This window comes from Nocardioides sp. F233, assembly GCF_057813895.1.
In genome coordinates this window covers 1,019,058-1,045,208 of sequence record NZ_JBVASH010000001.1, presented here as the reverse complement: position 1 = coordinate 1,045,208, position 26,151 = coordinate 1,019,058, and the positions used below count along the sequence as shown (strand labels likewise).

General features: G+C 71.9%; 22 protein-coding genes. 10 read left to right on the top strand and 12 right to left on the bottom strand.

Annotated elements, in window-relative coordinates:
- Positions 1–179: 179 nt before the first annotated feature.
- Complete coding sequence (locus ACZYRU_RS04985) at positions 180–1,433, bottom strand: PucR family transcriptional regulator (RefSeq protein ID WP_488955974.1); 1,254 nt, start codon at positions 1,431–1,433, stop codon at positions 180–182.
- A gap of 161 nt (positions 1,434–1,594) precedes the next feature.
- Between ACZYRU_RS04985 and ACZYRU_RS04980 the strand changes: the two genes are divergently transcribed.
- From ACZYRU_RS04980 to ACZYRU_RS04965, 4 genes are all read left to right on the top strand, one after another.
- Entirely contained in the window at positions 1,595–3,019 is a 1,425-nt protein-coding gene (locus ACZYRU_RS04980) for a class I adenylate-forming enzyme family protein (RefSeq protein ID WP_488955973.1), read from the top strand.
- Position 3,020: 1 nt separating this feature from the next.
- Positions 3,021–4,856 (top strand): DUF3556 domain-containing protein, encoded by a 1,836-nt coding sequence (locus ACZYRU_RS04975; protein ID WP_488955972.1) that lies wholly within the window; start codon positions 3,021–3,023, stop codon positions 4,854–4,856.
- Complete coding sequence (locus ACZYRU_RS04970) at positions 4,853–6,280, top strand: phytoene desaturase family protein (protein WP_488955971.1); 1,428 nt, start codon at positions 4,853–4,855, stop codon at positions 6,278–6,280. Before ACZYRU_RS04975 ends, ACZYRU_RS04970 begins: the two co-directional genes overlap by 4 nt.
- Before the next feature lie 364 nt (positions 6,281–6,644).
- The gene (locus ACZYRU_RS04965) at positions 6,645–10,580 is read left to right on the top strand and encodes an SdrD B-like domain-containing protein (RefSeq protein WP_488955970.1); all 3,936 of its coding nucleotides are present in this window, start codon (positions 6,645–6,647) and stop codon (positions 10,578–10,580) included.
- A gap of 190 nt (positions 10,581–10,770) precedes the next feature.
- On the opposite strand, the gene miaA is transcribed toward ACZYRU_RS04965, so the two are convergent.
- Entirely contained in the window at positions 10,771–11,694 is a 924-nt protein-coding gene (gene miaA / locus ACZYRU_RS04960; protein WP_488955969.1) for a tRNA (adenosine(37)-N6)-dimethylallyltransferase MiaA, read from the bottom strand.
- A gap of 77 nt (positions 11,695–11,771) precedes the next feature.
- Between miaA and ACZYRU_RS04955 the strand changes: the two genes are divergently transcribed.
- From ACZYRU_RS04955 to ACZYRU_RS04945, 3 genes are all read left to right on the top strand, one after another.
- On the top strand, positions 11,772–12,029 hold the full coding sequence (locus ACZYRU_RS04955; RefSeq protein WP_488955968.1) for an antitoxin: 258 nt from the start codon (positions 11,772–11,774) through the stop codon (positions 12,027–12,029).
- 61 nt (positions 12,030–12,090) lie between these two features.
- On the top strand, positions 12,091–12,294 hold the full coding sequence (locus tag ACZYRU_RS04950) for an antitoxin (protein WP_488955967.1): 204 nt from the start codon (positions 12,091–12,093) through the stop codon (positions 12,292–12,294).
- 31 nt (positions 12,295–12,325) lie between these two features.
- Complete coding sequence (locus ACZYRU_RS04945; RefSeq protein WP_488955966.1) at positions 12,326–12,820, top strand: NUDIX hydrolase; 495 nt, start codon at positions 12,326–12,328, stop codon at positions 12,818–12,820.
- Here the strand turns inward: ACZYRU_RS04945 and ACZYRU_RS04940 are convergent.
- Both ACZYRU_RS04940 and miaB read right to left on the bottom strand, forming a co-directional pair.
- Positions 12,817–13,548 carry a Type 1 glutamine amidotransferase-like domain-containing protein gene (locus tag ACZYRU_RS04940; protein WP_488955965.1) on the bottom strand — a complete coding sequence of 244 codons (732 nt, stop codon included), beginning with the start codon at positions 13,546–13,548 and terminating at the stop codon, positions 12,817–12,819. The two genes, ACZYRU_RS04945 and ACZYRU_RS04940, sit on opposite strands and share 4 nt — an antisense overlap.
- 3 nt (positions 13,549–13,551) lie before the next feature.
- A complete protein-coding gene (gene miaB, locus ACZYRU_RS04935) occupies positions 13,552–15,048 on the bottom strand; it encodes a tRNA (N6-isopentenyl adenosine(37)-C2)-methylthiotransferase MiaB (protein ID WP_488955964.1) in 1,497 nt (498 codons plus the stop codon).
- 81 nt (positions 15,049–15,129) lie between these two features.
- Between miaB and ACZYRU_RS04930 the strand changes: the two genes are divergently transcribed.
- Positions 15,130–15,525 carry a hypothetical protein gene (locus ACZYRU_RS04930; RefSeq protein ID WP_488955963.1) on the top strand — a complete coding sequence of 132 codons (396 nt, stop codon included), beginning with the start codon at positions 15,130–15,132 and terminating at the stop codon, positions 15,523–15,525.
- Positions 15,526–15,546: 21 nt separating this feature from the next.
- On the opposite strand, the gene ACZYRU_RS04925 is transcribed toward ACZYRU_RS04930, so the two are convergent.
- Both ACZYRU_RS04925 and ACZYRU_RS04920 read right to left on the bottom strand, forming a co-directional pair.
- Entirely contained in the window at positions 15,547–16,023 is a 477-nt protein-coding gene (locus tag ACZYRU_RS04925; protein WP_488955962.1) for a hotdog fold domain-containing protein, read from the bottom strand.
- A gap of 42 nt (positions 16,024–16,065) precedes the next feature.
- Positions 16,066–17,565 (bottom strand): sigma-70 family RNA polymerase sigma factor, encoded by a 1,500-nt coding sequence (locus tag ACZYRU_RS04920; RefSeq protein WP_488955961.1) that lies wholly within the window; start codon positions 17,563–17,565, stop codon positions 16,066–16,068.
- Positions 17,566–17,764: 199 nt separating this feature from the next.
- Between ACZYRU_RS04920 and ACZYRU_RS04915 the strand changes: the two genes are divergently transcribed.
- Complete coding sequence (locus tag ACZYRU_RS04915; RefSeq protein WP_488955960.1) at positions 17,765–18,631, top strand: hypothetical protein; 867 nt, start codon at positions 17,765–17,767, stop codon at positions 18,629–18,631.
- A gap of 210 nt (positions 18,632–18,841) precedes the next feature.
- Here the strand turns inward: ACZYRU_RS04915 and ACZYRU_RS04910 are convergent, their stop codons facing one another.
- Both ACZYRU_RS04910 and ACZYRU_RS04905 read right to left on the bottom strand, forming a co-directional pair.
- Positions 18,842–19,636, bottom strand: a complete 795-nt coding sequence (locus ACZYRU_RS04910) for a methyltransferase domain-containing protein (RefSeq protein ID WP_488955959.1) — start codon at positions 19,634–19,636, stop codon at positions 18,842–18,844.
- Entirely contained in the window at positions 19,633–20,538 is a 906-nt protein-coding gene (locus ACZYRU_RS04905; protein ID WP_488955958.1) for an alpha/beta fold hydrolase, read from the bottom strand. Before ACZYRU_RS04905 ends, ACZYRU_RS04910 begins: the two co-directional genes overlap by 4 nt.
- Positions 20,539–20,604: 66 nt before the next feature.
- Between ACZYRU_RS04905 and ACZYRU_RS04900 the strand changes: the two genes are divergently transcribed.
- Entirely contained in the window at positions 20,605–21,093 is a 489-nt protein-coding gene (locus ACZYRU_RS04900) for a MarR family winged helix-turn-helix transcriptional regulator (protein WP_488955957.1), read from the top strand.
- Between the two features lie 86 nt (positions 21,094–21,179).
- Here the strand turns inward: ACZYRU_RS04900 and ACZYRU_RS04895 are convergent, their stop codons facing one another.
- From ACZYRU_RS04895 to ACZYRU_RS04880, 4 genes are read right to left on the bottom strand one after another with little or no spacing between them, the layout of a single operon-like run.
- Positions 21,180–23,009 carry an ABC-F family ATP-binding cassette domain-containing protein gene (locus ACZYRU_RS04895; RefSeq protein WP_488955956.1) on the bottom strand — a complete coding sequence of 610 codons (1,830 nt, stop codon included), beginning with the start codon at positions 23,007–23,009 and terminating at the stop codon, positions 21,180–21,182.
- A complete protein-coding gene (locus ACZYRU_RS04890; protein WP_488955955.1) occupies positions 23,002–23,895 on the bottom strand; it encodes a 4-(cytidine 5'-diphospho)-2-C-methyl-D-erythritol kinase in 894 nt (297 codons plus the stop codon). The genes ACZYRU_RS04895 and ACZYRU_RS04890 overlap by 8 nt, the downstream gene beginning before the upstream one ends.
- Positions 23,892–24,773, bottom strand: a complete 882-nt coding sequence (rsmA, locus tag ACZYRU_RS04885) for a 16S rRNA (adenine(1518)-N(6)/adenine(1519)-N(6))-dimethyltransferase RsmA (RefSeq protein WP_488955954.1) — start codon at positions 24,771–24,773, stop codon at positions 23,892–23,894. The genes ACZYRU_RS04890 and rsmA overlap by 4 nt, the downstream gene beginning before the upstream one ends.
- Positions 24,774–24,790: 17 nt before the next feature.
- Complete coding sequence (locus ACZYRU_RS04880; RefSeq protein WP_488955953.1) at positions 24,791–25,957, bottom strand: resuscitation-promoting factor; 1,167 nt, start codon at positions 25,955–25,957, stop codon at positions 24,791–24,793.
- Positions 25,958–26,151: the final 194 nt, after the last annotated feature.

Below are 26,151 nucleotides of genomic sequence, written 5' to 3'. Positions count from 1 at the left end.
CCCGGGTAGTCGCCGAGAGCTTGGCCGATTCGCGACCGGTAGCCGAACCGGCGGGCCGCCTTCTCGCGCACCCAGTGGCGCCACCACTACCCGGGCGTTGTGGCATCCACCCGGGCGTTGTGGCATCCACCCGGGCGTTGTTGCAGCGAATTGGTGCACGTAACACTTAGTTACAAGGGTCAGCCCGCGGCGGGGCGGACGAGCACCTCCGGCGCCAGCCACCGGCACGCGATCAGCGCCAGCTCGAGGTCGAGCCGCTCCTCGCCGAGCGGCTTGCCACGGGCCTCGATCGCGCGATCGACCCGGTACTTCACGGTGTTCTTGTGCAGGTGCACGCGGGCAGCGGTGGCGACGTAGCTCTCCCGCTCCTCGACGAACGCCAGCAGCGTCTCGCGCAACCGGGCGGCGCCGTCGGTGTCCTCGGCGAGGTCGCCGAGGGCGCGGCGGACCAGTGCACGGGTGGCCGGGAGGTCGCGGGCGAGGAGGGCGGCGGCGCGGACGGTGGGGTCGTCGTACGACAGCGCGGGCGCCGCGGGGTGCTGGCCGAGCTGGGCCACGCCGTGGGCGGCAGCCGCACCGTCGTGGGTGGCGCGGAAGCCGGGCTCCCCCGCGCCGGCGGAGCCGACGGCGACGTGGACCTGGCCGTCGCCCTCGGCGAGGACGGCGTCGATGCCCGTCGGGTCGAGCGAACCGGAGCGGCCGATCGGCAGCCAGGCCCAGGCGGTCTCCCTGTCGCGCGGCACGAACAGTGGCTGGCCGGAACAGCCGAGCCGCTCGGCGATCCGGCCGGCGGTGCGCTCGACGGCGGCCAGGTCGCCGACGCCGGGGTCGGTCCACAGGACCAGGCCGAGGTGGTGCTGGCGCAGCCGGTAGCCGAGCGCGACCTCGGTGGCGGCGAGGTCGAGCCGGTCGCCGCGCAGCAACGCGTCGACGGTCTCGCGCTGGACCGCGCTGCGGTTGGCGAGCCACCGCTCGCGCTCCTCCTGGTAGGCCTCGACGACGTCCTCGGAGACCGCGTCGATGTAGAGGAAGGACTGGTCGGTCAGCATCTGCGCGGTCTGCAGGGCGAGCATCGGGTCGGCGATGCTGCGGGTGATCTGGGCGTGCGCCCACTGCAGGATCAGCTGCTGGCCGATCCGGTAGGCCCGCAGCAGCGCGCTGGGCGGCGTACCCCGCTGGGCCAGCCGTCGCGCGTACTCCACGGCGGCGACCGGCGCGTGCACGTCCTTCACTTGCATGTGCGCGCGCATCAGGTGCACGAAGGTCTCCAGGTTGGCGCCCGAGCTGCCGACCAGGAGCTCGACGAGCGCCGGGTCGGTCGGGAGCTCGGGGATCCGCTCGCGGAACGCCTCGACCAGCTCGGTCGTGAGCTCACGGTGACGCTCGGCGAGCAGCACGGCGATGCCCTGCATCTCGGTCTCCGGGTCCGACACGGCCTGCCTCCTTCGGTCCGTCGCACCAACGGTGACGGCGGTCACGTCATCGTGCCAGAGCGGGAGGTCGGCTCGCCTTGGCCGCACAGCCCCGAATCCGGAGCCGGACTTTGGTTCCGGAGACCAAGAGCCCAGGGGTACGACGGACCTAGCGTTCCGGCATGACCCTGGACCACCTGCCCTGGCACCGCCCGGCGGCGTACGACGACCGCCCCTGCGTCCGCGACGAGCGGACCGAGCTCACCTACCGTGCGTTCGCCGAGCGCGTGGACGCCGCGGCCGAGCACTTCGCCCGGCAGGGCGTGGGCCGCGGCTCGGTGGTCGCCGTCATGCTCCCGAACCGGGTCGAGCTGCTCGTCGCGATCATGGCGGCCTGGCGGCTCGGTGCCGCCGCGACGCCGGTGAACCCGACGTTCACCACGGTCGAGGCCGGCCACCAGATCAGCGACTCGGGAGCGGTCCTCGTGATCGACGCCGACAACGTCGCGGACCTCCCCACGACGCCCGCCGGCACGCTGCCGCCCGCCCGCACCGAGAACGGCGACCTGGCGCTGCTCGTCTACACGAGCGGCTCGACCGGCCGCCCCAAGGGCGTGATGCTCGACCACGGCAACGTCGACGCGATGATCGCCAGCATGGGCGAGGCGATCGCCATCGACCCGGACGACCACTGCCTGCTGGTCCTGCCGCTGTTCCACGTCAACGCGATCTGCGTCAGCTTCCTGACCCCGATGTCGGCCGGCGCGCAGCTGTCGGTGCTGCAGCGGTTCCACCCGGTCGAGTTCCTGCAGGCGGTCGCGACCCTGCGGCCGACGTACTTCTCCGCCGTGCCGACGATCTACTCCCACCTGGTCGCCCTGCCCGCCGAGGTGCAGACCGACGTGAGCTCGGTGCGGTTCGCGATCTGCGGTGCGGCGCCGGCGCCGCCGGAGCTGTTCGCGGCGGTGGAGAAGAGGTTCGGATTCCCGCTGGTCGAGGGCTACGGCCTGTCCGAGGGCACCTGCGCGTCGACGTGCAACCCGGTCGACGGGCTGCGCAAGCCGGGCACCGTCGGCCCCGCGCTGCCCGGCCAGCTGGTCGCGATCATGGCGCCGGACGGCACGCTCGTCCCGAACGGCGAGCGGGGCGAGGTCGTGATCAAGGGCGCCAACGTGATGCGCGGCTACCTCAACCGCCCCGAGGCCACGGCCGAGACGCTGGGCGACGGTTGGCTGCACACCGGCGACGTCGGGATCCTCGACGACGACGGCTACCTGCGCATCGTCGACCGGATCAAGGACATGATCATCCGGGGTGGCGAGAACATCTATCCCAAGGAGGTCGAGAACGTCCTGCACTCGGCGCCCGAGGTCCTCGAGGCGGCCGTCGTCGGCGGCCCGGACCCGGTGTACGGCGAGGTGGTCGTCGCCTTCGTCTCCGCCCGCCCGGACGCGACCGTCGACGTCGACGCCCTCCTCGCGCGCTGTCGTGCGGAGCTCACGAAGATCAAGGTTCCGGTGGCGCTCCACCTGCTGGATGCTCTTCCCAAGAACCCCGTCGGAAAGATCGACAAGCCCGCGCTGCGGGCCCGACTGAGCGGAGCCTGACATGGGATTCCTCAAGCCTGCGCCGGAGCCGATGGAGCCGGCCGAGTTCCTCGCGCTGCCGTTCCTGGAGCGGATCCGTGTCCTGAGCACCAACTGGGTGACCGAGGGCTTCAACACCCCGCGGATGCTGCACGTCGTCTACATCCTCAAGATGCTCGGCCTCTACTTCGCCATCGGCCTGGCCATCACGTCGTGGACCACCGACCACGTGGCGTTCTCGGACCCCGGCACCTGGTTCGACAACATCGTCGTCTACCAGAAGCTGGCGATCTGGCTGATGCTGCTCGAGGTGATCGGCCTCGGCGGCGCGTTCGGCCCCCTGTGCGGCCACTTCGTGCCGATGCTCGGCAACATCCGCTACTGGCTGCGCCCCGGCACCATCCGGATGGCCCCCTGGGGCCGGCACGTCCCGCTGACCGGCGGTGACGAGCGCACCGTCGGTGACGTCGTCCTGTACGTCGCCGTGCTGGCCAGCCTCGTCTACCCGCTCGTCGTGCACGCCCAGGCGGTGCCGTTCGTGCCCGCCGGGACCGGGCCGCAGGAACTGGTGCCGCCGCTGGCGTTCCTGCCGATCCTGGTGACGATGCCGCTGATGGGCCTGCGCGACAAGGTGGTCTTCCTGGCCGCCCGCTCCGAGCAGTACCTGCCGATCATGCTGTTCTCCGCCACCCTCGGCGCCCTCGCCCTGCGCGACGGCGCGACCGGCGCCGACTTCGTCGACCTGGTCGTCGCGTTCAAGATCATCATCTGCATCGTGTGGATCGGCGCCGGCGTCTCCAAGATCGGCGAGCACTTCATCAACGTCGTCCCGCCGATGGTCTCCAACTCCCCCGGCCAGTTGAACGTCGTCAAGAGGCTGCACTACCGCAGGGCTCCCGACGACATCCGGCCGTCGCGGCTCGCGTGGTTCATGGCCCACGTCGGCGGCACGACGGTCGAGATCATCATCCCGATCGTGCTCCTGACGACGGCCAACGACACGGTCGCGATGCTCGGGGCCGTGGCGATGCTGGTGTTCCACATCTTCATCACCTCGACCTTCCCGCTCGCCGTACCGCTGGAGTGGAACGTCTACTTCGGCTACATCGCGATCGTGCTGTGGGGCGGCTTCGGCGACGGGTTCGCTGCGTCGACGTACAACATCTGGGACTTCTCCGAGCCACTGCTGCTGCTCCCGGTCTTCGCGCTGCTGCTGTTCGGCCCGGTCCTCGGCAACCTGCGGCCCGACCTGGTGTCCTTCCTGCCGTCGATGCGGCAGTACGCCGGCAACTGGGCCTCCGCGGTGTGGGCGATGAAGCCCGGCGTGGAGCAGCGGCTCAACGAGCTGCTGCTCGTCGAGACCCAGAACGACCAACTGCAGCGGATGCCCGGGATGACCTACACCGCCGACGAGGCGGAGATGACCGTGCAGAAGGCGCTGGCCTGGCGCTCGATGCACAGCCAGGGCCGCGGCCTGTTCTCGGTGCTGGTCGAGCACCTCGACGACCTCGAGACCCGCGACGTGCGCGAGGGCGAGTTCATGTGCAACATCCTCGTGGGCTGGAACTTCGGCGACGGCCACCTGCACGACGAGCGGCTGGTCGCGGCCGTGCAGAAGCGGCTCGGGCTGCAGCCCGGCGACCTCGTCGTCGCCTACTGCGAGTCGCAGGCGACGCCGTGGCGGACCTCGCGACCGCAGGAGTACCGGGTGATCGACGCCGCCCTCGGCATCGTCGAGCGCGGGACGTGGGACGTGCGCGACTGCGTCAAGGAGCAGCCGTGGCTGCCCAACGGGCCGGTGCCGCTGCAGGTCGGCTGGACCGCGCCCGGCTACCGCCGCAAGGATGCCGTGTCGTGACCACTGCCGTCGTCGTGGGCAGCGGGCCCAACGGTCTCGCCGCCGCCATCCGCCTGGCCCAGGCCGGTCTGGCCGTCACCGTGGTGGAGGCGCACGACCGGCCGGGCGGCGGGACCCGCACCAGCGAGCTCACGCTGCCGGGGCTGCTCCACGACGACTGTGCCGCCTTCCACCCCACCGGTGTCGCCTCCCCGTTCTTCGCCTCCCTCGGCCTGGAACGGCACGGCCTGCGCTGGCTGTGGCCCGAGGTCGACCTCGCGCACCCCCTCGACGACGGCCGAGCCGGGATCGCGGCCCGCGACCTGGTGGCGTCGGCGGCGTCGCTGGGCGAGGACGGCCCCCGGTGGCGGCGGATCTTCGACCCGATCGTGCGCAACTTCGACGACCTGATCGCCGAGGTCTTCCAGCCCCTCGTCCACCTGCCCCGGCACCCGCTCGCCCTCGGCCGGTTCGGCGCGAAGGCACTGATGCCGGCCACCTGGACCGCCGCCCGGTTCCGCGACGATCCCGCCCGAGCGCTCTTCATGGGCGTCGCCGCGCACGCGTTCGGCCGGCTCGACACCCCGCTGAGCGGGTCGGTCGGGCTGATGCTGACCGGCACCGCGCACGCCGTCGGGTGGCCGGTCGCCGAGGGCGGCACGGAGTCGATCACGCGGGCGCTGCTGGCCGAGCTGGCGTCGTACGGCGGGCGGGTGGTGACCGGCCTTCGGGTCACCTCGCTCGACCAGCTGCGCGACCTGGTGGGCACCACGCCGGAGGTGGTCATGCTCGACACCGCGCCGGCCGGCGTGCTCGACATCGTCGGCGACCGGCTCCCCGCTCGAGTGCGGCGCTCGCTGACCCGCTACTCCTACGGCCCCGCGGCGTTCAAGGTCGACCTCGCGATCGAGGGCGACATCCCGTGGACCAACGGGGCCTGCCGCCGCGCCGGCACCCTCCACCTCGGGGGTACGGCGGAGCAGGTCGCCGCGATCGAGAAGGCCACCGTGCGCGGCCAGATGGCCGACCAGCCGTTCGTGCTGCTCGGCCAGCAGTACCTCGTCGACCCCTCACGCTCGTCAGGCTCGGCGAACCCGGTCTACGCCTACGCCCACGTCCCGCACGGCTACACCGGCGACGCGACCGAGGCGGTGCTCGGGCAGATCGAGCGGTTCGCGCCCGGCTTCCGCGACCGGGTGCTGGCAGTCTCCACGCGTGGGCCTGCGGAGTGGGAGTCCTACAACGCCAACTACGTCGGCGGCGACATCTCCGCCGGCGCGAACACGGCGCGGCAGATCGCGTTCCGGCCCCGACCGGCGCTGGATCCCTATGCCCTGGGGCTTCCCGGTGTGTACCTGTGCTCCTCGGCCACCCCGCCGGGCGCCGGGGTGCACGGGATGGGCGGCTTCCACGCTGCGCAGGCCGCACTCGCGCGCCTGCGCTGACGCCTCGCCGGGCCAGGGCGGCTGAGGCGCTCATCCCGGTCTCGATGGGGCGGACGACGCCGGAGTTCGTGGAGCCGTCGCGACGCCGAGGACCTCGCGTTCCGCGTGTCACCCGAACGGGGGTCATTTTCTGGTCAGTTGCCGCTGCGCCAGCGCCAGGGCTGGCGGCGGCGCGGCCCTGCAGTGGAGAGTTCCGCGCAGACGCCGACAAAGCAGAGGGACCAATCGCGGACCGCGGCATCATCTTCTTCGTTGTCGGATGTCTTCAACTCCAAGGACCTGTCCGAATGGGCGGCGGGTCGCCCGACTGAAGTGGGTCAAAGACATGTACGCGTTTCCAGCATCTCGGTCGCGCCGGCGCGCCGTGACGGCGACGAGCACCCTGGGCCTCCTGCTCAGCGGCCTCGCCATGGTCTCGGTCGCCGCTCCTGCCAGTGCAGCTCCCGGTGACGGCGTCCTCACCGTCGCCGTGTCCCGTGACGTGAGTGGTGACGGTGTCTACGACCCGGTCATCGACGCACCACAGGCAGGCGTCGAGGTGAAGGTGAGCGACTCCGCCGGCCACGTGGTCACCGGCGTCACCAACGCCGCAGGTCAGGTGATCGTCGATCCCGCCGCTGGCCTGGTCGGTGGCCGCTACCGGGTCGAGACGACGGTCCCGGCCGCGCTCGCGCCCCTGACCCCGGCGCCGGCGTCCGCGGCGGGCACGCCCAACGCGTTCCGGAGCGCGACGACCTTCGTCGACGTCAGCGGCGGCGCCGCCGAGACGGTGCGGGTCGGCGTCTGGAACCCTGCCGACTACGCACCGGTGGATCCGGACTACGTGGTGGCGATCCAGCCGTCCCGGTCATCTCCGGGCACTTCACGCTCGCTGGTCCGCACGAACTGGGCCCACCGGGGCAACGGCAACGGCAACGCGACGACTCCCAACACCCAGGACACCACCACACTGGCGACCAAGGCCCAGACCGGCTCCGTCTTCGGGCTGGCCGCTGAGGGTGAGGACCGTCTGTTCAGCGCTGCCTTCGCCAAGGCGTTCGTGCCCTATGGTCCGGGCGGCTCGGGTGCGGTCTACGTGACCGACCTGAACGCCGGTTCGCCGAACGCCAGTCTGTTCGTGACGATCCCCAACGCGGGGTCGACCGCACACGGCGACATCCCGGGCGGACGCGACGACGACTACTACGCCGCGGCTGGCACCGAGGGGCTCGGCGGCATGGCGATGTCCGAGGACCAGTCCACGCTGTATGTCGTCAACCTCAACGACCGCCGGCTCTACGAGGTCGACGCCACCGGCGCCACCGGCACCATCACCGGGTCGACGGCCATCGCCGATCCGGGCTGTGTCGGTGGCCAGTGGCGGCCGGGCGCAGTGAGCGTGAGGGACGGGAAGGTCTACGTCGGCGGCGTCTGCGACGGGTCGGTGTCCGGAGACCGGGCGGACCTGCGAGCGTACGTGCTCCGCGTCGACGGCGGCACCTTCGACACTGTGCTCTCGCAGCCGCTCGACTTCGTCCGAGGCTCGGCCGCGAACGGCGGCACGGCCATCTCACGGCAGTGGAACACCTGGCGCGCCGCCTGGTCGCGCACCGGCGTCGACGGTCTGCCCGCGACACCGACGGCGGGAGCCGGCTACAACATCGAGTACCCGACGCCGTTGTTGTCCTCCGTCGAGTTCGCCACCGACGGCTCGCTCTTCCTGGGATTCCGCGACCGTCATGGCGACCAGATCGGCTCCGGCGGCTTCGAGCCGGGGGACCCCACCAGCACAGTCCGGCTGAGTGCCATCACCGGCGGCGATGTGAACAAGGCCTGTGTCAATGCCGACGGCAGCTATTCGTGGGAGGGCGCCAACGGCTGCCCGGACAACACCACGAGCACTCCGGACGGTGGCCAGCCGGCGGCGGTCGTCGAGTTCTTCGCCGGCGACTGGATCTCCCTCAGCGGCAGTACGACGACGGCCAGCCATCAGGAGGTCGCTCAGGGTGGTCTGGCCTACGCGCCCCGCAACGGTGAGCTGGGGAGCATCGCCATGGACCCGACCGGTCTGGTCGGCACCGGCGGCATGGGCTTCTTCGACACCACGACCGGGCAGGGGCCCGGCGGTGCGCCCATGACCCGCGGTTGGCTGATCAACACCTACCCCGAGTCCTTCGGCAAGGGCAACGGCCTGGGTGACCTCGACCTGCTCGCCGGTCTCGCGCCGGTCCAGATCGGCAACCGGGTGTGGTTCGACGCGGACAAGGACGGCGTCCAGGACCCTGACGAGCTGCCGATCCCCGGGGCGACGGTGACCCTGCTCGACTCCACCGGCGCCGTGGTCGCGACGACGACCACGAACGCGGACGGTGAGTACTACTTCGGTGGTGACGGGGCCGACTACCAGGTGGTGCCCGGTGCGGCGTACACGGTGCGGTTCGATGTGAGCACGGCCGACACCTCGGGGCTGCCGTTCTCGCCGCCGACCAGCGCGCTGGGCTACACCACCCCCAACAGTGGGGGCGACGACAGTCTCGACTCGGACCCGACGCCGGTGAGCCCCGGTATCGCCGAGGTGGCGATCACCGCACCGCTGGCTCCCGGAAGCGTCGACCACACGATCGATGCCGGCGTGGTCCTCCCGCCCTCGGTGTCGGTGGGTGACTACGTGTGGGTCGACAAGGACAAGGACGGTCGCCAGGACGAGGGCGAGCCCGGGATCCCGGGCGTGGTGCTGGTGGTGACCGGACCGAATGGTCAGCCGGTGACGGACGTGTTCGGCAACCCGGTGGGTCCGACGACGACGGACGCGAACGGCGGCTACACCTTCGACAACCTGCCGCCGCTGCCTGCGGGGCAGCACTACACGGTCACGATCGACCAGACGGCGCTGTCGACCCAGACCGCGTTGGAGCCGTACGTGCCGACGCAGGCGGGGCAGGGGGACACCGCGGGTGACTCGTCGACCTGGTCGGCCGAGTCATCGGACCTGACCGAGGACGGTGACCGGGACCCGACGCTGGACTTCGGGTTCGTGGCGGCGTCGGTGTCGGTGGGTGACTACGTGTGGGTCGACTCGGACAAGGATGGTCGTCAAGACGACGGCGAGCCCGGGATCCCGGGTGTGGTCCTGGTGCTGACCGGCCCTGATGGTCAGCCGGTGACGGACGTCGACGGCAACCCGGTGGGTCCGACCACGACGGACGCGAACGGTGGGTACACCTTCGACAACCTGCCGCCGCTGCCTGCGGGTCAGCACTACACGGTGACGATCGACCAGACGGCGCCGTCGACCCAGACCGCGTTGCAGCCCTACCAGCCGACGCAGGCGGGTCAGGGCGATACCGCGGGTGACTCGTCGACCTGGTCGGCCGAATCGACGGACCTGACCGAGGACGGTGACCGGGACCCGACGCTGGACTTCGGGTTCGTGCTCGCGCCGCCCAAGGCGGGGCAGCCGGCGTTGACGACCGCCACCTCTGACGCCAAGGCGCTGGTCGGCGCCGAGCTTCACGACTCGGTGACCATCACCGGCTTCACGGCGGGCGGCACGTCGACGGGATCGGCCACGCTCTACGGGCCGTTCTCCTCGCCCTCGGCTGCCACGTGCACCGTGGACACCCGGGTCGGCTCGGTTCCGTTCACGCCGGCGAACGGAACGGTCCGTACGCCATCGGTCACGGTGACCAAGCCCGGCTATTACACCTGGGTGGCGTCGATCACCGCGGACACGTTCAACCACGCGGTGACGCACGCCTGTGGCCTCGCGGCGGAGACCAGCCTGGTCCACCGTCCGGAGAACGACGTCCGGATCATCGACACCGGGTTCGAGGGCTTCGACTCCTGGGCCGGCCGGGTCGCCATGCCGGGTTCGCCGAAGCAGCTCGAGGTGCCCTCGTTCGGGTTGAAGGCCCGGGTGGCGCAGATCGGGCTCACCGGTGATCGCGCCAATGTCCCGAAGAGCCGGAAGCTGCTGGGCTGGCTGCAGACCTCCGCGCGCCTCGACGACGCGATCGGCACGACGGTCGTCGTCGGACACGTGTCCGACAACCACGACCGGCCGGGTTCCTTCTACCGCCTCGCTCAGCTCAAGCGTGGCAAGGTGGTGAAGCTCAAGGGCAACGACGGCAGGACCTATCGCTACAAGGTGGTCCGCAAGCAGCGGTTCCCCCGGGCCAAGCTGCTGCCCGAGGGTCTGTTCTCGATGACCGGAGCGCCGCGGCTGCTGCTCGTGACCTGCACCACCAAGGTCACGCGCCCTGACGGCCGGTTCCACTACCGGGACAATCTGGTGGTCACCCTGAAGCCGCTCAAGAAGTAGGGCGCAGACTGCCGCCCCCTTCAGCGCGGACTCCTCCGTAGCGGCGTCAGGTGGCCCCGGCCAGATCGAACTGGATCTGACCGGGGCCACCACCCTGTCCACGGCAAAGTGGTGCTGCCCGGGTTCATCGAGTCCCGGCTGGTCACCGCTCAGACGCCGTGCCCGGGTCGATCCTCGGGCCGCCGACGGGTCACGCGGCCCGGATGAGGGCGAGCGCCTTCGAGACGCGCTCGCGGTCGTCGTACTGCAGCCAGGTGATGCGGCGGTCGTTGCGCCACCACGCGAGCTGACGGCGGGCGAACTGCCGGGTCGCGACCGACGTCCTCTCGATCGCCTCCTCGACGCTCATCTCGCCGGCGAGGACCGCGATCGCCTGCCGGTAGCCGATGGCGAGCGCGGCGGTGCGGCCCTCGGTGAGGCCCTCGTCGAGGAGGCGGGAGACCTCGTCGAGCAGGCCGTCGTCGAACATCTGCCGCACGCGTACGGCGATCCGCTCGTCGAGGACCTCGCGGTCGATGGTGACGCCGAGCTGGACGGTGTGCGGGTCGACGTACTCCTGGACGGGGAGGTTCGCACTGAACGGGGCACCGGTGATCTCGATGACCTCGAGGGCGCGGACGACGCGGCGGCCGTTCTCGACCTCGATCCGCTCGGCCGCGACCGGGTCGAGCTCGCGCAGGCGGGCGTGCAGGGCCGGGCTGCCGACCTCGGCGAGCTCGGCCTCGAGCCGGGCACGGACCACGGCATCGGTGCCGGGGAACTCGAAGCGGTCGAGGATCGCCCGCGTGTAGAGGGCGGAGCCGCCGACCAGGACGGGCGTTGCGCCCCGCTCCCGCAGCGAGGCGATCGCGGAGCGGGCCCAGCCCTGGAACTCCGCGACCGTGGCCGGGTCGCGGACGTCGAGGGTGTCGAGGAGGTGGTGCGGGATCCCGCGGCGCTCGGCGAGGGACAGCTTCGCCGTACCGATGTCCATGCCGCGGTAGACCTGCATCGCATCGGTGTTGACCACCTCGCCGCCCAGCGCCTGGGCCAGGTCGAGCGACAGCGACGTCTTGCCGCTGGCCGTCGGCCCGACGATCGCGACGATCGGAGGCGTGGTGGACGTTCCCGGCATGGGATTAGTGTGGCAATGACCCCCATCCAGCGGCCGACTCGGGGCCGGGCAGCAGGCCGGAACGCAAGGAGACATCAATGGGATTCATGGACAAGCTGAAGGGCGCCAAGGACACCGTCACCGAGAAGGTCGGTGAGGCGGTCGACAAGCACGGCGACAAGATCGAGTCCGGCCTCGACAAGGCGGCGGGCTTCGTGGACGACAAGACCGGCGGGAAGTACCACGACAAGATCGAGGGCGCGACCGGCAAGGCCAAGGACGCGCTCGGCAAGCTGGAAGGCGACGGTGACGACGGCGCGCAGCCGCCCGCTGGCGACACCCCGCCTTCGCCTTGATCCTCTAAGGTGACCGCGGTGGCCCAGGTCGGGCCGTCGAACTGACACCAGGGGGTTTCTCGTGGGCTTTCTCGATGACGCCAAGGACAAGCTGACCGACGCGGTCGACAGCCAGGGCGACAAGATCGGCGACGCGGTGGACAAGGCCGCCGACTTCGCCTCCGACAAGACCGGCGGCAAGTTCGACGACAAGATCGACCTCGGCGCCGACAAGGCCAAGGACGCCCTCGACTCGCTCGACGGCCAGAACGACGACATCAGCTGACCGGCCACCGCCGGCAGAAGCGAGCACCTCGGTGACCGTCACGGACCCTGCGACCGGGAAGACCCGGTTCGCCGTGGTCCCCGCCTCCTACGTCTTCCTCCTGCGGGAGATCGTCTCGGGTGGCGGTGCGGGCACCGAGGTGCTCCTGCAACTGAGGCAGAACACCGGCTACATGGACGGCTTCTGGGCCGCCGCCGCGGCCGGGCACGTCGAGCGGGGCGAGACCGCCGAGGTCGCCGCCCGACGCGAGGCGCTCGAGGAGATCGCGGTCGACGACCTCGACCTCACCTTCGTGACGGCGATGCAGCGCACCGCCCACGACCTGCCGATCGACGAGCGGATCGACTTCTTCTTCACCGCCCGCGCCTGGATCGGCGAGCCGCGCATCGTCGAGCCCGCCAAGTGCGCGGACCTGCGCTGGTTCCCGCTGTCCGCACTCCCCGAGCCGCTGGTGCCGCACGAGGCGGTCGTCCTCGCCGGGCTGCGCACCGGCGAGCTGCCGGCGCTGAGCCACCACGGGTTCTAGGGCAGCAGCCGGGTCTCCAGCCGGGTCTCGACGGCCGTGCCGTCGGTGCCCCGCTCGACGAAGTACGCCGCCTTGCCGGCTTGCTCGGTCAGCGCCTCGACCAGCTCGGTGCCGCGGTAGTGCAGGCCGACACCGTCGTCGGTGGCGTAGCCCGCCGGTAGCGCGCCGTCGGCGATCAGCTGCTGGAACAGCGGGCGCCGCTGCTCCTCGGAGTCGTAGTGCACCCCGTTGGACCACGGCACCAGGCCGATCCCGTTGGTGATCGGCCGCAGGTCCGGCCCGAACGAGTCGGTGGTGCCGCCGCTGTGCCAACAGATCGAGCCAGCGGAGACGCCGGTCAGCACGACGCCGGCCTCCCACGCCTCGCGCATCACCTTGCCGACGCCGTGCAGCTCCCACATCGCCAGCAGCCCGGCGACGCTGCCGCCCCAGACCCAGATCACGTCCTGGGAGAGCAGGTGCTCACGGATGTCGTCGACATTGGGCATGGCGAACAGCGACAGGTGGTTGCCGTGGAAGCCCGCATCCTGCGCCATGTCGTAGAAGTCGCGCACGACGGCCGGCGCGTCGCCGCAGGCCGTGGCGAGGAAGCACACGCGCGGCGCCCGGCCCTCGACTCCGGCCAGGTCGACGGCGTACGACGTCAGCGGGCCGACGGACCACTTCGTGCGTGCGCCGGGCACGACCCCGCCCGAGGTCGCGACGATGGTGGGAGCGTCAGCCGGCACGGTTCAGCCGCAGACGGGCGCGTCCGGCAGGGGCGCCGGGACGCCGATCGACGGCATGCCGAGTCCGACGCCCTGGGGCGCGACCGGCTCGGAGGTGCGGCGCTCCCACGCGTCACCCGAGCGGGTACGACGCAGCGCGCGGACCGGACCGTCGGCGACGAGGTGGTGCGGGGCGGCGTACGTGACGACGACGGTGACCATGTCACCGGGCCGCGGCTCACCGTCGACCTGCGAGAAGTCGGCCTCGAAGTGGACCAGCCGGTTGTCGGGCGCACGACCGGACAGCCGGTGCGTCTCGGCGTCCTTGCGGCCCTCGCCCTCGGCGACCATCAGCTCGAGCTCACGCCCGACCAGCCGCTTGTTCTCGTCCCAGGTGATCTCGTTGACGAGCTCGACGAGGCGGTTGTAGCGGTCCGTGACGTCGGCCTGGTCCACCTGGTCGGGCAGGGTGGCGGCCGGGGTGCCGGGGCGCTTGGAGTACTGGAAGGTGAACGCCCCGGAGAACCGGGCCTCCCGGACGACCTTGAGGGTCTCCTGGAAGTCCTCCTCGGTCTCGCCGGGGAAGCCGACGATGATGTCGGTGGTGATCGCGGCATCGGGCAGCGCGGCGCGGACCCGCTCGATGATCCCGAGGAACCTCTCCTGCCGGTAGGACCGGCGCATGTCCTTGAGGACCTTCGAGGAGCCGGACTGGAGCGGCATGTGCAGGCTCGGCATCACGTTCGGCGTCTCGGCCATCGCCTCGATGACGTCGTCGGTGAACTCGGCCGGGTGCGGGCTGGTGAACCTGACCCGCTCCAGGCCCTCGATCTCGCCGCACGCCCGCAGCAGCTTGGAGAACGCCTGCCGGTCGCCGAACTCGACGCCGTACGCGTTGACGTTCTGGCCCAGCAGCGTGATCTCGGAGACGCCCTCGGCGACCAGAGCCTCGATCTCGGCGAGGATCTCGCCGGGACGGCGGTCCTTCTCCTTGCCGCGCAGGCTCGGGACGATGCAGAACGTGCAGGTGTTGTTGCAGCCGACGCTGACCGACACCCACGCGGCGTACGCCGACTCGCGCTTGGTCGGCAGCGTCGAGGGGAACACGTCGAGCGACTCGAGGATCTCGACCTGCGCCTCCTGCTGGCTGCGCGCACGGTCGAGCAGCGCCGGCAGGGAGCCGATGTTGTGGGTGCCGAACACGACGTCGACCCACGGCGCCTTCTTCACGACGGTGTCGCGGTCCTTCTGCGCCATGCAGCCGCCGACGGCGATCTGCATGCCGGGCCGCTTCGCCTTGACCGGCGCCAGGTGGCCGAGGTTGCCGTAGAGCCGGTTGTCGGCGTTCTCGCGCACCGCGCAAGTGTTGAACACGACCACGTCGGCCTGCTCGCCCTCGGGCGCCGCGAGGTAGCCGGCGTCCTCGAGGAGACCCGAGAGGCGCTCGGAGTCGTGGACGTTCATCTGGCACCCGTAGGTGCGGACCTCGTAGGTCCTCGGCTGTTCTGCGGTGGCGCTCATGACCGCTCTAGGGTACGGCGGACCACGGTGCCGACCCGAATCCCTCAGGGCCGTCTCCCGGCGTCTGGTTAGGGTCGGGGCATGGCTGACACCGCTCCCCCAGGCTTCGTCGCCCGCAACAACGAGGTCATCGGCAGCGTCCTCAGCATCCTCGCGCTGCTCGCCTCGGTCGGCATGGGCGCCGGGCTGATGTTCGGCACCGACACCCGTGGCGTCTCGGCGATCCTGACCGTGCTGACCGTCGCGGGCGGCGCGTTCACGCTGCTGCTGCTCGGTCTGGGCGCGGTGCTGCGGGGCGCCACGCCCGCGGCGCAGTGGGACGCCGAGGAGACGGCGTGGCGCGCCGAGCGCGGCCTCGACCCGCTGACGGACACCGAGCGGGCGGCTTCGTCGAAGGCCCAGCGCCGGGCGGCGCTGCTCGCCGTGCTCGCGCTGCTCGTGGGGCTGGCGCTGAGCGTGCTGCCGGACATCTTCTGACCGCACGCCCAGCGCGCGACCTCACTTCTTGCTGGTCACCCAGAGGTTGATGGTGCCGTCGATGACGACGGTGCCGTCGGCGAGCTCGCCGCGGACCCGCACGGGCAGGTCGCCCTCGGCGGTGTCCCACTGCTCCTGGTCGGTCTCGGCGATGCAGGTGACGTCGCCGGTGGCCTTGGCCGTGTAGCTCACGGTCATGCCCTTGGGGATCCAGCGCTTGGTGCTGGGGATCGTGGCCTCGGCGAGGCCCCCCATCGCCATCTCGAGGCCGTTGCAGAGCGCGATCGCGTGGACGGTGCCGATGTGGTTCTGCACGCTGCGGCGCTTCGGGATGACGACCGACGCGTAGTTGGGGCGCAGCTCGGTCACCCGCGGGTGGATCGTGGCGAAGTACGGCGCCTTCTGGCTGAACGCGATCGAGAAGACGCGCTTACCGAGGGTGCCGCCCACCACGGGGAGGTTCGTCGTGGTCTTCCAGAGGCTGTGGACCTGGGTCATGGACCCAAGATTACTCGCCGGTAACCTCCGGGGCGAGTGTCGTCAGTGCTTCGTGCCCACGATCACACCGTCGCGGCCGGCCCCGAGCTTGATCGGCAGCCCGGGCAGGTCGATGTCGATCGTCACGCCGCGCTGGCCGTCGCCCGGCAGGGTGATCGTGATCGGACCGGCGCAGATCCGGCGGTCGCCGCACTCGGTCGGCTTCGGCTGGGTGGTCGGCGGTGCGTCGGTCGGCGTGGTGCTCGGCGTGGTTGCCGGCGGGGCACCGGGGGCGCTGGCGGGCGCGGCAGGCGGAGGGTTGCCGGCCGCGGCCGGCGAGGCCGCGGGCTTCGGGGTGGGCGCGTCGGTCGGTACCGGCTTCCCGGGCTGCGGCGTGGCCGCGGCCGTCGGGGTCGTGGCGGCCGGCGGCGTCGGAGCCGGGTCGCTCGGCGTGGGCTGGGCAGCGGGCGGGTCAGCCGGGTCGACGGGGGCGTCGCTCGGCGTCGCAACAACCACGGGACGCGAGGCCGTCGGCGCGCGATCGGGCTTGTCGTCGCCGCCGAGCGCCGCGAAGGCACCGGCCGCGACCGCGGCCACGGCGACCGCGGCGGCGACCGCCACCGCGGGACCGCTGACGCCCGATGCGCCACCGGAAGCACCACCCGCGCCCCCGGTGGTGCCACCGGTGGTCGTGCCGGTGGTCGTGCCGGGCGTGGCTGCGCCGGCAGCGGCGCCGCCGGCCGCCGTACCCCCGGCCAGCCAGAGCAGGCCCTTGCCGCCGGCAGGTACGGCGAGCAGCACGATCGGCAGCACGTGGACGGCGAGCTTCTGGTTGACCCGGTCGACGACCAGGAAGGCGCTCTGGCAGGAGGCACAGCCGTCGAGGTGGGCGCCGAACTTCTGCTCGGCACGGGTGCCGAGGTCGCCGCGGGCGTACTGGCTCATCCGGTGGTGGACCCAGCGGCACTGCTCGCGGGCCGGCTCGGGGCCGGCGTGCAGGTCGAGGTAGGCGCGCTTGAGGCCCTCGCGGGCGCGGTGCGCGAGGGAGGAGACGGCGCGCGGCTTGAGGTCCATCAAGGTGGCGACCTCGGCCGGCTTGCGGCCCTCGACCTCGACGTGCCAGAGCACCGTCCGCCAGCTCTCGGGGAGCGTGGCGAGCGCGTCGACGGCGACCGTCTCGTCGAGCCCCTCGACGGCCTCCTCCGGGGTGACCTCGGCGGTCTCGGCCTGCTCGAAGAGCCACGGCTGGTCGGAGGCGACGGACTCGCGCTGCGAGCGCAGGCCGTCGCGGTAGCCGTTGCGGATGGTGACGTGGAGGTAGGAGCGGAAGCTCGAGGTCGGGCCACCGCCTGCGCTCAGCTGCCCGAGGACGCGCGAGAACGACTCGGCGACGAGCTCCTCGGCAGCGTCGGTGCCCACCAGGATCCGGGCGAGGTGGCGGGCACCATCGACGTGGTCGCGGTACAGCACCTCGAACGCAGCGGTGTCGCCGGAGCGCACCCGCTCGAGGAGCTCCTCCTCCGGGGTGCGGGACGTGTCCTCGCCCATCCGTTCCTCCGCCATGGTTCCTGTGCCTGTCTGCCCGCGGTCGAACGCCGCGGAAGTGTCCGCGACGCCCTGCCCAACGAGCGAACGACTCCGATGATGCACCGAATCGGAAAACTTTCTAACTCGCCGGGAAAACCGCGTGATGTTCCGGTTCTCGCTCCGTCCAGTTCGGTGACAGCCCCGCCGGGGAACCGCACGGACCGATCGGAGAGAGATGAGTACGACGCGCTCGACGACCGTGCGCGGCACCCGTCCGCTGCCGCCGGTCGTCCCGCTGGGCCCGCGCTCGCTCGCGCGGCGCGCCGCTGTCCTGCAGGCGCGGGTGCGGGTACGTCGTACGTTCGGCGTCCCGCACGAGGAGCTGTTCCTCGACGTCATCGACGACACTCTCGCCCGGACGCACGGCGTGCCGAGCGAGGACCACGACGTCTGGGCCCGGCTGATCGCGCTCGTCGAGGAGCACCGCGACCTCTCGCACACGCTCCCCGCGTGTGCCGCCACGGCGAACCTGGTCGGCCTCGCCCTGTTCGGCGGGCTCGAGGACCACACCGCCCTGACCGCGCTCGCCGACGAGCTGGGGCACGTCCGGCTCGCGCGGCTCCAGCACCGCTACGGCACCGCACTCGAGACCGACTCCCGGCTCCCGCTGACCACCGCCGCGATGCACCGGATGCTCGCCCCCCGCGTCGGGCGGCGCCTCGGGACCGCCCCGCGGCCCCCTGCGCTCGGCGAGGCCTTCGACGACACGCGCCTGCGCGCGGCGCACGCCCTGCTGGTCCAGGGCATCGACCGGGCCTGGACCGTGCCGACGCTCGACTCCGTCGAGGAGTTCGTCGACATCGTGGCCAACGGAACCATCAACGAGTGGCGCCACCACCTCGCGATGATCATCGCGGACCCCTGGTCGTCGTACGCGAACCGGATCATCGACTTCGCGCACCGGGTCGGCCCGACGCAGGCAGCGGTCGTCGCGACTGTCGTCGACCTGTGCCGCGACCAGCACCACGGAGCCGCCGGCCGGCCGCGGACGCATCCCGCGCCCCAGCGGTCCCGGTACCCGGGCGGCCGCGCCGCCCCATGAGCTGCCGAGGCGGCTGCAGCGTCGATCCGATCCGGCTGGGGGGCGGGGTGGGACGACGGGGGTCCGAAGCATCTGGGGGGTGCTGCGGGCTCGACGACCCGGACAGGGACTGCAGTCGCCTCGGCGCACGAGCCACAACCACGGTGGGAGCAACAGTCGCCGGGGTTCCCCGGAGGGAGGGGAATCCCGGCGGCTGCCTTTTCCAGTTCGTCAGGCCGAGGTGCGGGCGACCACGAAGATCCGGCGGAACGGCAGCACGACGCCGTGGCCGTCGTCCGGGTACGCCGTGCGCAGTCGCGCCTTGAGCTCGTCCTCGAACCGGGCGCGCAGGTCGTCGGGAAGCGCCTGCAGCGTCGGCCGGGCACCGGTCCCCGACACCCAAGTGAAGACCGGGTCCTCGCCGTGGAGCACGTGGAGGTAGGTCGTCTCCCACGCGTCCACCTCGCAACCGAGCGCCTGGAGCGCGCGCAGGTAGGTCTCCGCGCGGTGGGCGTGCGGAGCGGCCACGCCCGCCGTGTGGGCGGCGTAGGTCGGCTCGGCGGCGAGCTCGGCGCGCAGCGTGTGGCTGGGCTCGTCGTGGTTGCCGGGGACCTGGAAGGCAAGCCAGCCGCCGAGCTTCACGGCGCCCACGAGCGCCGGCATGAGGTCGAGGTGCTCGGGCAGCCACTGGAGGGTCGCGTTGGAGACGAGGACGTCGACGCCCTCGGGTTCGGCGGCCGCCAACCAGTCGCGCAGGTCGGCCCTGTGGAAAGACACGCGCTCTGCGGCCGAAGTGTCGGAGGCGGCGCGAATCATGGCGTCACTGGAATCGACACCGGTGATCGCCGCCGCCGGCCAGCGATCAGCGAGAAGGGAGGTGAAATTGCCAGGTCCACAACCGAGGTCCACCACGACGTGGGGATCGACGGCTGCGACCCGACCGACGAGGTCGAGGAACGGGCGCCCGCGCTCGTCCGCGTAGGTCAGGTAGCGGTCGGGGTCCCAGGCCACGCTCGGCTGCGTCATGGGCGCGCTCCAACATGTAGGTGATCGAGGATGCGGGCGTTGACCACGTCCGGACGTTCGAGCTGCAGGAAGTGCCCGGCGCCGTCGATGACGGCAACGCGACTGCCGGCCGGCAGGCGGTCGCCGATCCGCCCGGCCCAACGCACGTCGAGGCAGCCGTCGTCGGCTCCGTGCAGGTACAGCAGCGGCACCCGGGGTTCGCGGGTCCAGTCGTGCGCCAGCGACTGGTACCGCGCCGGGGTCTGGCGCAGCCGCCGCTGGGCGCGGTAGTAGCCGATCGCGGCCGCCTTGTGGGCCTCGTCGGGTACGGCGGCCGCCAGGTGCGCCAGGTCCTCGGTCGCGTCGTGACCGGGCGACCAGCGTCGCCACAGGTGGGCGACGAGGGCGTCGAAGCGCTGCTCGGGCAGCCGGGGCAGCTGGTTGAAGAGCGTGTACCAGCTCAGTCCGGCCTGGCGCGGCAGGATGCGCAGCCAGCGGGCGAGGTCGTCGCGGCGTGGGTTCATCACGGAGAGAGGAGGGACGGACAGCGACACGATCGCGCCGAACGGGTTGGCCGGCGAGGCCGCGATGCCGTTGGCGGTGAGGGCGCCCCAGTCGTGCCCGACGAGCACCGCGCGGTCGTCGCCGCCGTGGGCCCGGTGCAGCGCGAGGGCGTCGTGCATGAGGGCAGGGACGTGGTAGCTGCCGTCGGTGGGGAGTCCGCTGGGGGCGTAGCCGCGGGTGAAGGGGGCGAGGACACGGTAGCCGGCGCCGGCGAGCGCCGGGCCGAGGTGCCGCCAGGTGTGGGCAGTGTCCGGGAAGCCGTGCAGGAGGACGGCCAGCGGTCGGCCCCGGTCGTCGAGGTCACCCCAGACCAGGCTGGTGAGGGTGACCGGGCCGAGGTCAGCAGTGCGGGTTTCCACGGGGCCGACCCTACGCTCGATTTATCTTGATATCAAGATTCTCGACCGGTGAGATATGGTGAGGGCATGCGGGACGAGGTGGACGAGCTGATCGAGGCCTGGGCGCGCGAGCGCAGCGACCTCGACCTCGGCCCGGTGTCCGTGTTCAGCCGGATCTCCCGGCTGGCCCACCACGTCGACCGGGCCCGGCGGCACGCGTTCACGACGCACGACATCGAGTCGTGGGAGTTCGACGTGCTGGCGGCGCTGCGGCGCGCAGGCGAGCCGTACGAGCTCTCCCCCGGCCGACTGCTGCGCGAGACACTCGTGACCAGCGGGACCATGACCAACCGCGTGGACCGGCTCACCACCCGCGGCCTGGTCGAGCGGCACCCCGACCCTACGGACCGCCGCGGCGTACTGGTCCGGCTCACGCCGGACGGCAAGGACGCCGTCGACGGCGCCTTCGCCGCGCTGCTCGACGCCGAGCGGGAGCTGCTGACCGGGCTCTCGGCCGACGACCAGGCGGACCTGGCGGGACTGCTCCGGCGGTTGCTCGTGCCGTTCGCAGGCTGACGCCGGCTGACGGGGCTGAGGCGGCTGAGGCGGCCACGTCCGCTCAGGGCAGCGGCGGCGTCGCCTGCGGGCGGCGCCGGCTCGGCTCACTCGAGCAGCTCGGCGGCCTCGAGCCATTCCAGCTCGGCCGCCTCCTTCTCCTCCTGGAGCGCGGTGAGCTCGATCCCGATCGCGGTCAGCTTCTCGGGGTTCGTCGCGTTCGCGGCGAGGTCGGCGGTGAGCTCGGCCTCGCGGGCGGAGAGGCGCTCGAGGACCTTGTCGAGGCGGGCGACGGTCTTCTTCGCGGCCCGCTCCTCGGCCGAGCCGGCCTTGGCCTTGGGCGCGACCGAGGCAGCGGACGACGCCGCAGGCGAGGCGGGAGCGGACGGCGACGGGGTCGGCGCGGGCGCGGACAGCGACGGGGTGGGGTCGAGGTGCATCGCCTGGGCGCGCCGCTCGAGGTACTCGTCGACGCCGCGCGGCAGCATCGAGATCTGACCGTCGCCGAGGAGGGCCCAGACGGAGTCGGTGACCCGCTCGAGGAAGTACCGGTCGTGGGAGACGACGACGAGGGTGCCGGGCCAGCCGTCGAGGAAGTCCTCGAGGACGTTGAGGGTCTCGATGTCGAGGTCGTTGGTGGGCTCGTCGAGGAGCAGCACGTTCGGCTCGGTGAGCAGCAACCGGAGCAGCTGGAAGCGGCGGCGCTCACCTCCGGAGAGGTCGCCGATCCGGGCGGTGAGCCGGTCGCCGGTGAACCCGAAGCGTTCGAGCATCGAGGTCGCGGAGATCTCGCCGTCGGCGGTCCGGGTGACCCGGCGGATCGACTCGACGGTGGCGAGGACGCGGGCCTCGGGGTCGTCGAACTCGACGTCCTGGGAGAGGTGCTGGAGGGCGACGGTACGACCGTGGCGCACCTTGCCGACCGAGGGCGATGCCTCACCGGAGAGCAGGGAGAGGACCGAGGTCTTGCCGGCGCCGTTGACGCCGACCAGGCCGATCCGGTCGCCGGGGCCGAGGCGCCAGGTGGCGTGCGAGAGCAGCTGGCGGGTGCCGCGGGAGAAGTCGACGTCCTCGACGTCGATGACGTCCTTGCCGAGCCGCTGGGTGGCGAACTTCTGCAGCTCGAGCCGGTCGCGGGGCGGGGGGACGTCCTCGATCAGGGCGTTGGCGGCGTCGATGCGGAACTTCGGCTTGGAGGTACGCGCGGGGGCGCCGCGACGCAGCCAGGCGAGCTCCTTGCGGACCAGGTTCTGCCGGCGCTGCTCGGAGGAGGCGGCCTGGCGCTGGCGCTCGGCCTTGGCGAGGACGAAGGCGGCGTACCCACCCTCGTAGAGATCGACGACGCCGTCGTGGACCTCCCAGGTCTGCTGGCACACGGCGTCGAGGAACCACCGGTCGTGGGTGACCACGACGAGCGCCGACGAGCGGGTTGCGAGGTGCGCGGCGAGCCAGGCGACGGCCTCGACGTCGAGGTGGTTGGTGGGCTCGTCGAGCACGATCAGGTCGTGGTCGCCGAGCAGCAGGCCGGCCAGGGCGCAGCGGCGGCGCTCGCCGCCGGACAGGCCGTGGACGGCACGGTCGAGGTCGACGCCGGCGAGGAGCACGTCGACGATCTCGCGCAGCCGCGAGTCGGCGGCCCACTCGTGGTCGGCCATGCCCTGGAGCACGACCTCACGCACGGTGTGGGTGTCGTCGAAGTCGTCCTGCTGGGACAGGACGCCGACCAGCAGGCCGCGCTGGCGGGAGACCCGGCCCTCGTCGGGCTCCTCGGTGCCGGTCATGATCCGCAGCAGCGTGGTCTTGCCGTCGCCGTTGCGGCCGACGATGCCGATTCGCTCACCGGCACCGATGCCGAGGGAGACGTCGGTGAGGAGCGGGCGGATGCCGTACGACTTGGAGACCCGCTCGAGGTTGAGGAGTGACCGCGGCTCAGGCATAGGTCACCACGTGGGCGCCGGCGACCGGACCGGGGGCGAGGGTGCAGCGGTGGCCCTGGGCGGTGAGCTCGGCGACGGTGGTCCGCGCCTCCTCGACGTCCTCGTGCAGCATCAGCAACGTCGGGCCGGAGCCGGAGAGCAGGACGCCGTCGGGCGCCATGCTGCGCAGCTGGACCTCGACGTCGACCAGGTCGGGCCGCAGGTCGCGGGCGGCCGGCCAGAGGTCGTTGGCGAGCAGGTCGCCGATCTCCTGGGGGCAGCCGCCGGCGAGCGCGCCGATCAGGGCCTCCGGGATCGGCGGCTCGGCGGGTGCGTCGGGCGAGAGCTCGTCGAAGTGGCCGTAGACGGCAGGCGTGGAGAGGCCCTCGTCGGACAACACGACGACCCACCACACGGAGCTGGTGTCGGCGACGGGAGTGACGATCTCGCCGTGGCCGGTGCCGAGGGCGGTGCCGCCGAGCAGCGCGAAGGGTACATCGCTGCCGAGGGTCCCGGCGATGCTGAGCAGGTCCTCGTCGGAGGTCTGCAGGTCCCAGAGCCGGTCCAGCGCGAGCAGGGTCGCGGCGGCGTCGGCCGAGCCGCCGGCCATGCCGCCCATGACGGGGATGCCCTTGGCGATGGTGATCCGGGCGGCCGTCTCCAGGCCGTGGTGCGCGGTGAGGGCGCGGCCGGCGCGGATGGCGATGTTGTCCTCGTCGAGGGGTACGCCGTCGACCGGCTCGGTCAGCCCGACGGCCCAGTCGTCGGCCTCGACGACGGTGACGTCGTCGTACAGCCCGACCGCCTGGTAGACCGTCGCGAGGGCGTGCTTGCCGTCCGGCCGCAGCCCGCCGACTCCGAGGTGGAGGTTGATCTTGGCGGGAGCCCGGACCGTCACTTGCGTCATTGATCGCCCTTCGGGCCGTCGGCGTGGAGGGCGACCGTGATCGCCACGAACTCGTCGATCCCGAGTGCCTCGCCGCGGGTCAGCGGGTCGATGCCCACCGCCTGCAGCGCGGCTTCCGCCTGCTCGGCGCCACCGGCGAGGGTGCGCAACGCACCGCGCAGCGCCTTGCGCCGGTGGGCGAAAGCGGCGTCGATCACCGCGAACACCTGCTCCCGCGTGACCTCGTCGGTCGGCGGCGCGTGGTGGGTCCAGGCGACCAGGCCGGAGTCGACGTTGGGCGCCGGCCAGAAGACGTTGCGGCCGATCGCCCCGGCCCGGCGTACGTCGGCGAACCAGGCCGCCTTCGCCGAGGGGATGCCGTACGTCTTCGATCCCGGGGGCGCGGCCAGGCGGTCGGCGACCTCGGACTGCACCATGACCAGGCCGTGCTGGAGGGAAGGCAGCAGCGCCATCAGGTGCAGCAGCACCGGCACCGAGACGTTGTAGGGCAGGTTGGCGACCAGTGCCTGCGGCGGCGGCCCGGGGATCTCGGTGACGTTCAGCGCGTCGGCGAGCACCACCCGGAGCCGCTCGGCCTGGTCGGGCGCGAAGGTCCGGATCGTCGTCGGCAGCTCGTCGGCGAGCAACGGGTCGATCTCGACGGCGGTCACCTCGGCACCGACCTCGAGCAGCGCCAGGGTCAGCGACCCGAGGCCGGGACCGACCTCGACGACGACCTCGCCGTCGGTGACGCCGGACTCGCGGACGATCCGGCGCACCGTGTTGGCGTCGATGACGAAGTTCTGGCCGCGCTGCTTGGTCGGGCGCACGCCCAGTCGACCTGCGAGCTCCCGAACCTCCGCCGGGCCCAGCAGCCGCGGCGCGGAGGTTTCAGGCATGGGGTCAGGCTATCGGTCTACCGGGGCAGGCCGAGCTTCGCGGCGCAGGCCGGCCAGGCGCCGTACCCGCCGGAAGCGTCGCGGACCCGGGTCGCGATCCGGATCTGCTCCTCGCGGGAGGCCTGGTGCGGGTAGCCGGAGCCACCGTTGGCGCGCCAGGTGCCGACGTTGAACTGGAGGCCGCCGTAGTAGCCGTTGCCGGTGTTGATGTGCCAGTTGCCGCCGGCCTCGCACTGGGCGAGGCGGTCCCACACGGTGTTGCCGGACTCGATGACCGGCTTGGTGCCGACCTTGACGACCTCGGGGGTCGGCTCGGCGGTGACGGTGGCGGTGAGGACGACGCGGCGCACGACCTTGCCGTTGCGCACGGTCACCTTGTAGGTGACGTCGCGGGTGCCGGGGACGCCCTCGGTGACGACCTTGGTCTGGCCCTGGTACAGCGAGTCGTCGGAGACCTTCTGCACCGGCGCGGCCACGGCCTCGCCGGTCACCGAGCGCTCGCGCTTCTCGATGTCGGTGAACACGATCTTGTCGCCGTCGGTGAGCTCCGTGCCGCGGGCGGGCTGCACCTTGTCGAGCTCGTCGAGCTCGATGCCGACCTCGGCCAGCGCGTCCTCGACGGTCAGCGCGGGCACCTCGCGGGTGACCGGCGGCTGGCCGGCGAGGGCGAAGGTGAGCTTCTTGGGGGTGACGACGTCGATCTCCGCGCCACCGCGGTCGATGTCGGCGCCACGGCTGGTGGAGAGCCGGCTGTCGGCGTACACGACACCGATCTCGCTCAGCGCGCCCTCGACGTCGGTCGCTGTCACCCAGTGGGTGCTGGTGACGCCGTCGACGGTCAGCTCGACCGGACGGCCGAACAGGACGGCGATCCGGTCGCCCGCCTCGACGGACGAGTCGAGGCTGGGCTGGACGACGTCGCGGTCGGACACCTTGATGCCCTCGTCGCGCAGCACGTCGCCGACGGTGTCACCCATCGTGGAGACGGTGCGCTCCTTGCCGTCGATCGACAGCCGGACCTCGGTGGTCATCGAGGAGTAGCCCCAGGTCACCGCGGAGACCGCCAGGAGAACGGCGGCGATGGTGACCGTGAGTGCCTTGCGGCTGTGGGCCACGCGAAGGAGGGTCTCCTTCAGGGCCTGGCCGTTGCCGAGCTGGGCGAGGGTGGGGTGCGCAAGTCGCACGATTCTCCGAACGTCGTACTGCCCGGGCCTCGAGCGACCAGCTCGGATCCAACCCCCCGTTGCAGCTGCGCGGGGCGGCTGCGGTGGCGGTCGGATCGGTGGTGAGCTGGTCGAGGAACTGCTTCCCGATCCCGGCCGTCAGTCATCCACGAGAACAAAGGCTCGGCGCGATTGGCAACTTGGCGAGGGCTCTT